The sequence below is a fragment of the Marinovum sp. 2_MG-2023 genome (assembly GCF_030548265.1).
Classification (GTDB): domain Bacteria; phylum Pseudomonadota; class Alphaproteobacteria; order Rhodobacterales; family Rhodobacteraceae; genus Marinovum.
In genome coordinates this window covers 34,846-46,265 of the sequence record NZ_JAUOSD010000029.1, presented here as the reverse complement: position 1 = coordinate 46,265, position 11,420 = coordinate 34,846, and the positions used below count along the sequence as shown (strand labels likewise).

General features: G+C 58.5%; 13 protein-coding genes. All 13 read right to left on the bottom strand.

Annotation, left to right across the window (positions count from 1 at the left end; all coding sequences use genetic code 11):
* Nucleotides 1-112 precede the first annotated feature (112 nt).
* Nucleotides 113-1,552, bottom strand: coding sequence for an NADH-quinone oxidoreductase subunit NuoN (gene nuoN / locus Q4577_RS21005; protein ID WP_303469991.1), 1,440 nt, complete (start codon nt 1,550-1,552; stop codon nt 113-115).
* Nucleotides 1,553-1,564: 12 nt separating this feature from the next.
* Nucleotides 1,565-3,106, bottom strand: coding sequence for an NADH-quinone oxidoreductase subunit M (locus Q4577_RS21000; protein WP_303469992.1), 1,542 nt, complete (start codon nt 3,104-3,106; stop codon nt 1,565-1,567).
* On the bottom strand, nt 3,106-5,250 hold the full coding sequence (nuoL, locus tag Q4577_RS20995) for an NADH-quinone oxidoreductase subunit L (protein WP_303469993.1): 2,145 nt from the start codon (nt 5,248-5,250) through the stop codon (nt 3,106-3,108). Before nuoL ends, Q4577_RS21000 begins: the two co-directional genes overlap by 1 nt.
* A gap of 4 nt (nt 5,251-5,254) precedes the next feature.
* Nucleotides 5,255-5,560: an NADH-quinone oxidoreductase subunit NuoK gene (gene nuoK / locus Q4577_RS20990; RefSeq protein WP_244687446.1), complete on the bottom strand. Its 306-nt coding sequence runs from the start codon at nt 5,558-5,560 to the stop codon at nt 5,255-5,257.
* Nucleotides 5,561-5,628: 68 nt separating this feature from the next.
* The gene (locus tag Q4577_RS20985; RefSeq protein WP_244687448.1) at nt 5,629-5,772 is read right to left on the bottom strand and encodes a hypothetical protein; all 144 of its coding nucleotides are present in this window, start codon (nt 5,770-5,772) and stop codon (nt 5,629-5,631) included.
* 2 nt (nt 5,773-5,774) lie between these two features.
* The gene (locus tag Q4577_RS20980) at nt 5,775-6,377 is read right to left on the bottom strand and encodes an NADH-quinone oxidoreductase subunit J (protein WP_244687450.1); all 603 of its coding nucleotides are present in this window, start codon (nt 6,375-6,377) and stop codon (nt 5,775-5,777) included.
* Nucleotides 6,377-6,781: a carboxymuconolactone decarboxylase family protein gene (locus tag Q4577_RS20975; protein WP_244687453.1), complete on the bottom strand. Its 405-nt coding sequence runs from the start codon at nt 6,779-6,781 to the stop codon at nt 6,377-6,379. Before Q4577_RS20975 ends, Q4577_RS20980 begins: the two co-directional genes overlap by 1 nt.
* The gene (locus Q4577_RS20970) at nt 6,778-7,182 is read right to left on the bottom strand and encodes a carboxymuconolactone decarboxylase family protein (protein WP_244687455.1); all 405 of its coding nucleotides are present in this window, start codon (nt 7,180-7,182) and stop codon (nt 6,778-6,780) included. The genes Q4577_RS20975 and Q4577_RS20970 overlap by 4 nt, the downstream gene beginning before the upstream one ends.
* Nucleotides 7,179-7,673, bottom strand: coding sequence for an NADH-quinone oxidoreductase subunit NuoI (gene nuoI / locus Q4577_RS20965; RefSeq protein ID WP_244687458.1), 495 nt, complete (start codon nt 7,671-7,673; stop codon nt 7,179-7,181). The genes Q4577_RS20970 and nuoI overlap by 4 nt, the downstream gene beginning before the upstream one ends.
* A 1-nt stretch (nt 7,674) precedes the next feature.
* The gene (locus Q4577_RS20960; RefSeq protein WP_303469996.1) at nt 7,675-7,944 is read right to left on the bottom strand and encodes a hypothetical protein; all 270 of its coding nucleotides are present in this window, start codon (nt 7,942-7,944) and stop codon (nt 7,675-7,677) included.
* A 1-nt stretch (nt 7,945) separates the two neighbouring features.
* Nucleotides 7,946-8,983, bottom strand: a complete 1,038-nt coding sequence (gene nuoH / locus Q4577_RS20955; RefSeq protein WP_244687462.1) for an NADH-quinone oxidoreductase subunit NuoH — start codon at nt 8,981-8,983, stop codon at nt 7,946-7,948.
* A 6-nt stretch (nt 8,984-8,989) separates the two neighbouring features.
* Nucleotides 8,990-9,328, bottom strand: coding sequence for a hypothetical protein (locus Q4577_RS20950; RefSeq protein ID WP_303469998.1), 339 nt, complete (start codon nt 9,326-9,328; stop codon nt 8,990-8,992).
* 71 nt (nt 9,329-9,399) lie between these two features.
* On the bottom strand, nt 9,400-11,418 hold the full coding sequence (gene nuoG / locus Q4577_RS20945) for an NADH-quinone oxidoreductase subunit NuoG (RefSeq protein ID WP_303470000.1): 2,019 nt from the start codon (nt 11,416-11,418) through the stop codon (nt 9,400-9,402).
* Nucleotides 11,419-11,420 lie beyond the last annotated feature (2 nt).

The window sequence follows — 11,420 nt, the reverse complement described above, 5'->3', positions numbered from 1 at the left end:
TACTCCCCCCCCTCTTTTTTTTTTTATAAAACTCGTTTTTGGGCGCCCCCGCCGGGGGGGGGGGGGGGCCCCCCCCCCCCCCGCGGCCCCGCATGGTGACCTGTCACCCAGATCAGTTGACAAGTGTCGCCGCCGCAGCCTGTGCCACGGATTCAATACCAAACAGGTTGACGACCCCCAGCAGCATCGCCGCCGCCGACGCCATCAGGAACCCATACAGGATCGGCGATCCGCCACGGTCCAGAACCTCGTCCCGTTCTTCGCCGAAATACATATAGAACACGATCCGCAGGTAATAGAACGCACCAATCACCGAGGCGATCACACCGGCAACCGCCAGCCAGACCAATCCGCCCTCAACCGCCGCACGCAGCACATAGAATTTACCAAAGAAACCCACCATCGGCGGCACACCCGCAAGCGAGAACAGCAGAACCAACATGGCCAATGCCTTGCCCGGTTCGCGTTTCGAATACAGATGCAGGCTGTCAATCGACACCACCGGCTGGCCATCTTTTTGCATCGACATGATGAAGGCAAAGGTGCCGACATTCATCGTCACATAGATCGCCATGTAGATCAGCATCGCCTGCACGCCAAAGACCGTGCCCGACGCCAGCCCCATCAGCGCATAACCCATATGTGCAATCGACGAATAGGCCATCAGCCGCTTGATGTTACGCTGGCCAATCGCGGCAACCGCGCCCAGGAACATCGACAGCACCGACAGCAGCGCAATGATCTGTTGCCAGTCGCTGGTGACGCCACCAAAGGCATCATGCAACACCCGCGCAAACAGGCCCATTGCCGCCACTTTCGGGGCTGTGGCAAAGAACGCTGTGACCGGCGTGGGCGAACCTTCGTAGACGTCAGGCGTCCACATGTGGAACGGCACCGCCGACACTTTGAACGCCAGACCGGAAATCAGGAACACCAGACCGAACAACAGCCCAAGCGACACTTCGCCCGACGCGGCCTGAATGATGCCCGCAAATTGCGTGGTGCCCGCAAAGCCATAGGTCAACGAAGCGCCATACAGAAGTAGCCCGGACGACAGCGCGCCCAGCACAAAATACTTCAACCCGGCTTCGGTCGATTTGATCGAGTCGCGGCGCAGTGCGGCCACAACATAAAGTGCAAGGGATTGAAGCTCCAACCCCATGTAAAGCGACATCAAATCGCCCGCCGACACCATCATCATCATGCCAACCGTGGCCAGCGCAATGAGCAGCGGATATTCGAATTTCAGGAACCCACGTGCCGCCATATACCCCTGGCTCATCACCAGGACCGCAGCCGCGGACAACAGGATCGTCACCTTGGCGAAGCGGGAAAATCCATCGTCGATGAACATGCCGCCAAAGGCCAGATGTGTGCCGCCGCCCGAAGTGCCGATCCAGAACGCCACAACCACAAACAAGGCTGCGGTGGCCCAGGTCAGCAGGCCGGCCATCTTGTCCTTGGTGGTATAGACCGCCAGGACCAGCGCCAACATCGCAAAGACCGCGATGATGATCTCGGGGAGGATGATAGTCAGATCAGCCTGGATCATGCTCCGGCTCCCTTAATGTCCGGCAACCTGAACCGCATCACTCGATGCGGCCAGCGCCGTCTGGTAGTTGGAAACAAGCGCCTCGACCGAGGGCCCGATGATGTCGGTGACCAATGCCGGGTAAACCCCCAGCAGAATGGTCATCACCACAAGCGGCGCAAAGATCGCGCGTTCGCGGCTGTTCATGTCAGTGATGGAACGCAGGCTTTCCTTGATCAACCCGCCCATGACAACCCGACGATAGAGCCACAGCGCATAGGCCGCCGACAGGATCACACCGGATGTGGCAATCGCGGCCACCCAGGTGTTGACCTGGAAAATGCCCATCAAGGTCAGGAATTCACCAACGAAACCCGATGTGCCCGGCAGGCCGACGTTGGCCATGGTGAACAACATGAAGATCAGCGCATAGGCCGGCATCCGGTTCACCAACCCGCCATAGGCGTCGATGTCCCGCGTGTGCATCCGGTCATAGATCACACCGACACACAGGAACAGCGCGCCAGAGATGAAGCCGTGGCTGACCATCTGAAAGATCGCGCCGTCGATGCCCTGTTGATTGGCAGCAAAGATACCCGCAGTCACATAGCCCATGTGGGCGACCGACGAATAGGCAATCAGCTTCTTCATGTCTTCCTGCACCAGTGCCACCAGCGAGGTATAGACAATCGCAATCGCCGACATCCACAGCACCAGCGGCGCCATGACATCCGCCCCGACCGGGAACATGGGAAGGCTGAACCGCAAGAAGCCGTAGCCGCCCATTTTCAACAGGATCGCCGCCAGAACAACCGAACCAGCCGTCGGGGCCTGAACGTGGGCGTCGGGCAACCAGGTGTGGAACGGCCACATCGGCATTTTGACCGCGAAGCTGGCAAAAAAGGCCAGGAACATCAACGTCTGTGCCCCGCCGACGATGTGGATACCCAGGACTGAGAAATCCTCAGACCCGAATTCATGCCGCATCAGCGTCGGAATGTCGGTGGTGCCGGCCTGATAGAACATCACAACCATCGCCACCAGCATCAGAACCGAACCGATGAAGGTGTAGAGGAAGAATTTGAAGCTGGCGTAGATCCGGTTCTTCCCGCCCCAGATACCGATGATCAAGAACATCGGGATCAGACCGGCCTCAAAGAACAGATAGAACAGCACGATATCCAGCGCCATGAACACGCCGAGCATCAGCGTTTCCAGCAGCAGGAAGGCAATCATGTATTCCTTGACCCGCGTGCTGATATTCCAGCTGGCAGCAATACACAGCGGCATGATGAAGGTGGTGAGCAGAACAAACAGCACCGAAATGCCATCCACACCCATCTTGTACTTCAGGCCCAACAGCCATTCGCCTTCTTCGACGAATTGAAAGCCGGTGTTGCTGGGATCGAACTGCGCCAGAATAAACAGCGAGATCAGGAATGTCGCCGCCGTGGCGATCAAGGCCAGCCATTTGGCGTTGCGATTGGCCGCAGCATCCTCGCCGCGCAGGAACACCCCAAGGATCAGCGCGCCCAAAGCCGGGATGAAAGTGACAATGGAAAGAAGGTTATCCATCAGTGCGCTCCTCCGCCGATCGACATCCATGTGACAAGGATCGCGATCCCGATCACCATGGCAAAGGCGTAGCTGAAAATGTAACCGGACTGGAAACGGCCGGCGAGACGGGTGAAGAACGGGATAAGTCCCATCGAGACACCATTGATGGTGCCGTCAATCGTGTTTTCATCGCCGCGTTTCCACAGGAAACGGCCGACGGCCTTGGCCGGTTGGATGAACAGGAAGTCATAGATCTCGTCGAAGTACCATTTGTTCAACAGGAACTGGTAGAGCGGCCGCTGCTGCTCGGCCAGTCGGACCGGCACCGTTGGATCGACGATATAGAACCAGAATGCCGTGGCAAAACCGATCAACATCGCGATGAAGGGCGAGATTTTGACCCAAGTCGGCGCGTGGTGCGCGTCGTCCATGACATGGTTGTCCGGGTGGATAAAGATCGCGCCCTGCGGCGCCTCTCCGGCCACATCATGCCCGGCATCTGCCGCGTCGCCATGCGCCTCATCGGCGGCATGCGCCGCTTCTTCGGCGTGGCCATCGTCGGCAGCCGCGTGATCCGTGGCATCGTCGTGACCGGTATCTTCGCCATGTCCGGCATCCATCTCTGCGTGATGGGCAGGAATACCAAAGAATTTGTTCACCCGGTCATGATCGCCAAAGAAAGACCCATACCAGATCATGCCCGCAAGCACCGATCCCGTCGCCAGCACACCAAGCGGCACCAGCATGACCATCGGGCTTTCATGCGCATGTTCGTGGGTGTGTTTGTCGCCACGCTGCTTGCCATAGAAGGTCAGGAACATCAGCCGCCAGCTGTAGAAGCTGGTGAACAATGCCGCCACAACCAGCGCCCAGAAGGCAAATCCGCCCTGAGTGCCCGCATAGGCGCTTTCGATCACCGCATCCTTCGACAGGAAGCCTGCGAAACCGATGTGGGTCAGCGGAATGCCAACGCCGGTGATCGCCAAAGTGCCGATCATCATCGCCCAGAAAGTATAGGGGATCTTTTTGCGCAGGTTGCCGTAATTGCGCATGTCTTGTTCGTGATGCATCGCGTGGATCACCGAACCGGCGCCAAGGAACAACATCGCCTTGAAAAACGCGTGGGTGAACAGGTGGAACATCGCCACCGAATAAACCCCGACCCCGGCCGCCACGAACATATAGCCCAGCTGCGACATGGTCGAATAGGCGATCACGCGTTTGATGTCGTTTTGCACCAGACCGATGGTCGCCGCGACAAAGGCCGTGGACGCGCCAAGGAACGTGACAAAGGCCATCGTTTCCGGGGCATATTCCATCAACGGCGACATGCGGCACACAAGGAACACACCCGCGGTTACCATGGTCGCGGCGTGGATCAGGGCCGAAACAGGTGTCGGACCTTCCATCGCGTCCGGCAACCAGGTGTGCAGGAACAGCTGGGCCGATTTGCCCATCGCGCCGACAAACAGCAGGAAGGCAATCAGATTGGCCGCATTCCATTCGCGCCACAGGAAGGTGATCTGAACATCCACCAAGGACGGAGCGGCGGCAAAGATATCATCAAACCGGATTGAATCTGTCAGGAAGAACAGACCAAAGATCCCGAGCGCAAAACCAAAGTCACCAACCCGGTTGACCACAAAGGCCTTGATCGCGGCGGCATTGGCCGAGGGCTTGCGATAATAGAACCCGATCAACAGGTAGGAAGCAACGCCCACACCTTCCCAGCCAAAGAACATCTGAACCAGGTTGTCGGATGTCACCAGCATCAGCATGGCGAAGGTAAAGAACGACAGATAGGCGAAGAAACGCGGTTTGTAGCTTTCGCCATCTTTCCACTGCGGATCATGCGCCATGTAGCCAAAGCTGTAGAGGTGAACGAGCGAGGACACGGTGGTGACCACAATCAACATGATGGACGTCAGCCGGTCCAACCGGATCGACCAATCGGTCGACAGCGAGCCGCTTTCGATCCAGCGCAGGATCTGAATGTGCTGGGTTTCCGGGCCATGGGTCAGGAAGACAATCCAGGAAAAGGCGCAGGCCGTGAACAGCAGGCCGGTGGTAATCCACATCGCGCCGCGTTCGCCGATCAGCTTCCAGCCGAACCCGGCAATCAGCGCCCCGACCAGCGGGGCAAAGAGAATGATGCTTTCCATGGTCTCAGCCCTTCATCACGTTGACGTCTTCGACGGCAATGGTGCCGCGGTTGCGGAAGAAACAAACGAGGATGGCAAGGCCAATCGCCGCTTCGGCTGCGGCCACCGTCAACACAAACAGCGTGAACACCTGCCCGACCAGATCACCAAGATGGGTCGAAAAGGCGACCAGGTTGATATTCACAGCCAAGAGCATCAGCTCAATCGACATGAGCAGAATGATCACGTTCTTGCGGTTCAGGAAGAGGCCGAAAATGCCAATGACAAAAAGCGTCGCCGCCACCGTCAGATAATGTTCAAGTCCGATCATGTCGTCCCTCTGGGCTTTTGCCCGTTTGGTCTTTCATCTCTCCCGTCCTTGTTGGACGGGTTGTTATCTCAATTCGGGGTCCGTTGCCGCCAGGCACGCAACCACCGCAGGGCCACCAGCCCCAACATCGCCTTCAACACCCAAAGCCCGGCAAACCCGAGGACCCCAACCTTCAGAAAAAAGGCATGGGCCAGCGCAATCATGTCCGCCATGATCAGAGCCCCTGCCCTGGTTTGACGTCTTTCAATTCCATGGCCGTCGCCGGATCGCGGTACATCTGCGCCAGCACATTCTGACGCTTCACATCCTGACGATGGCGCAGGGTCAATACGATCGCCCCAATCATCGCCACCAAAAGGATCAGGCCCGACAATTGGAACAGCAGGAAGTAATCGTCATAAAGGATCACGCCCAGAGCATGGGTATTGTGCACATCCGTCGGTGTCACCTGTGCCCGCAGGCTCTCGGCGACTTCGGCGTATTGCCAGGCCCCGACAGCCATGGCGAATTGCATCAGCAGGATCACACCAATCAACAGCGCCAACGGCATATAGCGCGCCATTTCGGCCTTCAGCTCGGCGAAATCAATGTCCAGCATCATCACCACGAACAGGAACAACACCGCCACCGCGCCGACATAGACAATGATCAGCAGCATCGCGACGAATTCCGCGCCCAGCAGGACAAACAATCCGGCGGACGACAGGAATGCCAGGATCAGCCAGAGCACCGAATGCACCGGGTTGCGGCTGATCACCGTGAACAGCCCCCCGGCGATGGTGCTAAGTGCAAACAGGTAAAAGGCGAACACGGCCATTATGCGTCATCCTCATTTTCGACCATGACATCGCGGGCCATTTCCATGGCGCGATTCATGGCGGGAAGGCCTGCGAACATCGACATCTGTGCGATGGTCTCGGCAATTTCATCTTTGGTGGCACCCGCCGCAAGGGCGTGGCGCACGGTCATGCGAAACGGTGTGTCGGCCTGTGCGCCCTGCATCGTCAGACCCGCAAGGGTCAACAACAACCGTGTCTTGGCGTCCAGCCCTTCTTTGGAAATTCCGCGGCCAAAGGCCATTTCCATCATTTCCTTGGGCATCGTCGGCCAAATCGCCTCGAACCCCTTGGGCGAAAATGTCTCAAGCGCCGGGTTAAAGGCCTTCGCCATTTCCTGGGCTTGTTCCATCATCAATTCGAACGGTGTCTTGCCTTCGCTCATGTGGCTTCCTCCTCGGATTCGAAAACCTCAAGAGCGGCGTTCAGCGCATTGATCATCGCCGGAAAGCCACCATAAAGCGTCATCTGAAAGATGATTTCTGCAATCTCTTCACGAGATGCACCAACCGCGCGGGCGCTGGCAATATTCACCTTCAATTGCGGCTTGGTCTGACCACCCAACGCCGCAAGCGCCGCAATGGTTGCCAGAAGCCGGGTCTTTTCGTCCACCACACCGCGGGCATAGAATTGGCCATAAGCCACATCCACCAGGGTCCGCGACAAACCGGGCACCAGCGCGTCATACCGCGCCTTCAAAGCATCCTCCATACCGGGATTGACCGCTTCGGAAAGCGTCTTGCCGCGGGCATAGCTGTCGCTGTTATGTGGTTCGTCGAGGCTCATCTGTAAGGTGCGTCCACTTCGAGGTTCGCCGCAATTTCGGCTTCCCAACGCTCGCCATTGGCCAGCAGCTTGTCCTTGTCATAGAACAGCTCTTCGCGGGTCTCGGTGGCGAATTCGAAATTCGGACCCTCGACAATCGCATCCACCGGGCACGCCTCCTGACAGAAACCGCAGTAGATGCATTTGGTCATGTCGATATCATACCGCGTGGTCCGGCGGCTGCCGTCGTCGCGGGGTTCCGCATCAATGGTAATCGCCTGTGCCGGGCAAATCGCTTCGCACAGTTTGCAGGCAATGCAACGTTCTTCGCCATTGGGGTAACGGCGCAGGGCGTGTTCCCCACGGAAACGCGGCGACAGCGGACCTTTTTCATGCGGATAGTTCAGGGTCGCCTTTGGGGCAAAGAAATACTTCAGCCCCAGTTTGAACCCCTGAACAAAATCAGCGAGCAGGAAATATTTGGCCGCGCGGCCATAGTCGATCTGGGTCATGTCAGTTCCCTTGCTCAAATTGGGATGTCATCATGTTGGATGTGTCCCCGGTCGTCATGTCGTTGTCTGCCGGGACAGGCCCGGCTGGTTTGGTTGTCTCGGCCTGTTTCGCCGCCCAGCGAAAGATCGCGGCGGCGACCTCGTTCTGTTGGGGCAGCGGGTTGCCGTCGTCGTCACTGTCCGGCAGCCCGCAATCCTGCACCACGAAATCAGCCAACGACACCATGTCGATGTATTTCGCGTCCAGAATGGCAGCTTTCAGATCAATCATCTCAGCCCCCAATGGCCCAGCGGGCATAGACGCCCCAGAACCAGCCGAATTTCGCAGCAAAGGCGACAAAGACCACCCAAACCAGGCTGAACGGCAGGAACACTTTCCAGCCCAGACGCATCAATTGGTCATAGCGGTAGCGCGGGGTGATCGCCTTTACCATCGCGAAGATGAAGAAGAAGAACGCCATTTTCGCGACCATCCACAGCACCCCGTCCGGCAGCCCCGGAATGGGCGACAGCCAACCGCCAAAGAACAGCAGCGAGGTCAGGGCGCACATCAGGAAGATGGCGATATATTCCCCGGCCATGAACAACAGGAACGGCGTGGCCGAATATTCCACCTGATAGCCCGCCACCAGCTCTGATTCCGCTTCGGGAAGGTCGAACGGCGGCCGGTTTGTTTCGGCCAGACAGGAGATGAAGAACAGGAACACCATCGGGAAGTGCGGCAGCCAATACCAGGAGAAGAAGCCAAAGCGGCCATCCTGTGATTGGACGATATCGCCAAAATTCATGCTCCCGGTCGAGATGATCACACCGATGATGATCAGACCGATCGACACCTCATAGGAAATCATCTGCGCCGCAGAGCGCAGCGACCCCAGGAAAGGATATTTCGAGTTCGAGGCCCAGCCGCCCATGATCACGCCGTAAACCTCAAGCGAAGACATGGCGAAGACATACAGAATGGCGACGTTGATGTCCGACAGGACCCAACCATCGGCAAAGGGGATCACCGCCCAGGCAATCACCGCCAGAACAAAGCTGGCCATCGGCGCAAGGAAGAACACCGGCTTGTCCGCACCTGCGGGCACCACCACTTCCTTGACCACATATTTCAGCGCATCCGCCACCGATTGCAAAAGCCCAAAGGCCCCCACAACGTTTGGTCCGCGCCGCATTTGGACCGCGGCCCAGATTTTGCGGTCACCGTAAACCAGGAACAGCAGCGAAATCATCACAAAGCCCAGCACCGCAAGGCACTGCGCGAGGATGAGAACACCAATTCCCAGTGGAGTCGAAAAGAAATCAGCCATGGTCCCTCACACAGTCGGAATGCGTTGTTCGCGGCAGTTCGCCACCACGACTTCGGCATCTATCGTCTTCAATCCATCGGGCAGCGACGGCGAGATGGTGTAAACCGCATCACCCCGCCAAAGGCCAGCCTCAACTTGCGTATTCGTGCGCAGATGTCGCGCAAATCCGTATCCACGGATCAGCGTATACTGCGCCGCAGCACATTCCGCGTAATCCGCCACATCCTGGGCGTCGCGCGCACCGGCCATTTCCACATGGAAATTCACCAGATCGCCGTCCAACAGCCGGGTTTCGATGCCACGATATTCGGGCTCGAACGGGATATCATTGGCCGCTTCAGACATTTCGCATCCGATCAGGGCGAACGCCATCGCGGGCAAAATTGCTGCCCGGGGCAATATCCGCTTGTGGTCGATCATTCCGCTGCAATCTTCGCCTCCCCGCGCGCCTTCGCATTGGCGCTCAGCTCGGCCATCAACTGGCTGGCACGGGCAATTGGGTTGGTCAGCCAGTAATCCTTGACCGCATTGCGGAAATCCGCAGCGCCCAGTTTGCCGGGTTCAACCACTTGCCATTTGTTTTCCGGCACGTCGTCAATATTGCCGAGATGCGGCACGTCCTTGATCAGGCTTGTCCGCAGTTGCGCCAGCGAATCATACGGCAGTTTGCTGTCCAACTCGCCCGACAGCGCACGCAGGATGGCCCAGTTTTCCTTGGCCTCGCCCGGCGCAAACCCGGCGCGCAGCGCCAGTTGCGGGCGGCCCTCGGTGTTGACGAACACCGCGTTTTCCTCGGTATAGGCGGCGCTCGGCAGGATCACATCGGCGCGGTGCGCGCCACGGTCGCCATGCGACCCCTGATAGATCACGAACGGTCCTTCGGCGATGTCGATCTCATCTGCACCAAGGTTATAGACCACGTCGGTGCCTTCCAGCGCGTCCATGCCACCCTCGGTCACCGCGCCGACATCCATCGCACCGACACGCGCGGCGGCGGTATGCAGCACCATGAGTTTGGAACTGGCCGCTTCGGCCATTTTCATCGCTGTGCCAAGCACCGCGGCGCCGTCGGCCTCGCGCAATGCGCCTTGGCCGATGATCATCACCCCGGCGGTGTCTGCCTTGTCGGAGTGGTCCATCTCGGCCAACTTGGCCAAAGTGGCCCGGTCCGTGCCCAGATGGGTATAGTCAAACGTCAGATCGACCGCCTCGCCGATCAACGCAACCTTGGCGCCACGCGCCCAGGCCTTGCGGATACGGGCGTTCAGCACCGGCGATTCTTCCCGCGGGTTTGTGCCGATCAACAGGATCATGTCCGCGCTGTCGATATCCTCAATCGCGGCGGTCCCGACATAGCCGGAACGGTTGCCAGCAGGCAGCTTCGCGCCGTCGGTCCGGCATTCGACATTGCCGCCCAGACCTTCGATCAGGTTTTTCAGCGCATAAGTGGCTTCAACCGGGGCCAGATCACCCACAAGGCCAGTGGCCTTCTTGGCCCCTTTCAGGGCCTCGGCGGCTTTGGTCAGCGCCTCGCCCCAAGTGGCGGGACGCAGTTTGCCATTGTCACGGATGTAAGGCTTATCAAGCCGTTGGCGGCGCAGACCGTCCCACACAAAGCGTGTTTTATCGGAAATCCATTCCTCGTTCACGCCGTCATGGTTGCGCGGCAGGAACCGCATGACTTCGCGGCCTTTGGTATCGACGCGGATGTTGGAACCCAGCGCATCCATCACGTCGATGCTTTCGGTCTTGGTCAGCTCCCACGGGCGGGCGGTAAAGGCATAGGGTTTCGACACCAGCGCGCCAACCGGGCACAGGTCGATGATATTGCCCTGCATGTTGCTGTCGAGCGTTTCGCCAAGATAGGCGGTGATTTCGGCATCTTCGCCGCGTCCGGTCTGGCCCATCTGGGTGATGCCGGCCACTTCGGTGGTGAAACGCACACAGCGGGTGCAGGAAATGCAGCGCGTCATATGGGTTTCAACCAGCGGGCCGAGGTTCAGATCGTCGGTCGCGCGCTTTGGTTCGCGGAAACGGCTGAAATCCACGCCATAGGCCATCGCCTGATCCTGAAGATCACATTCGCCGCCCTGATCGCAGATCGGGCAATCCAGCGGGTGGTTGATCAGCAGGAATTCCATCACGCCTTCGCGGGCCTTTTTGACCATGGGCGAATTGGTTTTGACCACCGGCGGTTCACCATCCTTGCCGGGACGCAGATCGCGGACCTGCATCGCGCAAGAAGCGGCAGGTTTCGGCGGGCCGCCCACAACCTCGACCAGACACATCCGGCAGTTGCCCGCAATCGACAGACGTTCGTGATAACAGAAGCGCGGCACTTCAACCCCAGCCTGTTCACAGGCCTGGATCAGGGTCATGGCCCCGTCTACTTCGATCTCGTTACCGTCGATGATGATCTTTTTCAGGTCGCTCATGG

Bases quoted from the DNA above. Each gene is read 5' to 3' on its own strand.
- nuoN (WP_303469991.1), bottom strand. From the start codon at position 1,552: ATGATCCAGGCTGATCTGACTATCATCCTCCCCGAGATCATCATCGCG.
- Q4577_RS21000 (WP_303469992.1), bottom strand. From the start codon at position 3,106: ATGGATAACCTTCTTTCCATTGTCACTTTCATCCCGGCTTTGGGCGCG.
- nuoL (WP_303469993.1), bottom strand. From the start codon at position 5,250: ATGGAAAGCATCATTCTCTTTGCCCCGCTGGTCGGGGCGCTGATTGCC.
- nuoK (WP_244687446.1), bottom strand. From the start codon at position 5,560: ATGATCGGACTTGAACATTATCTGACGGTGGCGGCGACGCTTTTTGTC.
- Q4577_RS20985 (WP_244687448.1), bottom strand. From the start codon at position 5,772: ATGGCGGACATGATTGCGCTGGCCCATGCCTTTTTTCTGAAGGTTGGG.
- Q4577_RS20980 (WP_244687450.1), bottom strand. From the start codon at position 6,377: ATGGCCGTGTTCGCCTTTTACCTGTTTGCACTTAGCACCATCGCCGGG.
- Q4577_RS20975 (WP_244687453.1), bottom strand. From the start codon at position 6,781: ATGAGCGAAGGCAAGACACCGTTCGAATTGATGATGGAACAAGCCCAG.
- Q4577_RS20970 (WP_244687455.1), bottom strand. From the start codon at position 7,182: ATGAGCCTCGACGAACCACATAACAGCGACAGCTATGCCCGCGGCAAG.
- nuoI (WP_244687458.1), bottom strand. From the start codon at position 7,673: ATGACCCAGATCGACTATGGCCGCGCGGCCAAATATTTCCTGCTCGCT.
- Q4577_RS20960 (WP_303469996.1), bottom strand. From the start codon at position 7,944: ATGATTGATCTGAAAGCTGCCATTCTGGACGCGAAATACATCGACATG.
- nuoH (WP_244687462.1), bottom strand. From the start codon at position 8,983: ATGGCTGATTTCTTTTCGACTCCACTGGGAATTGGTGTTCTCATCCTC.
- Q4577_RS20950 (WP_303469998.1), bottom strand. From the start codon at position 9,328: ATGTCTGAAGCGGCCAATGATATCCCGTTCGAGCCCGAATATCGTGGC.
- nuoG (WP_303470000.1), bottom strand. From the start codon at position 11,418: ATGAGCGACCTGAAAAAGATCATCATCGACGGTAACGAGATCGAAGTA.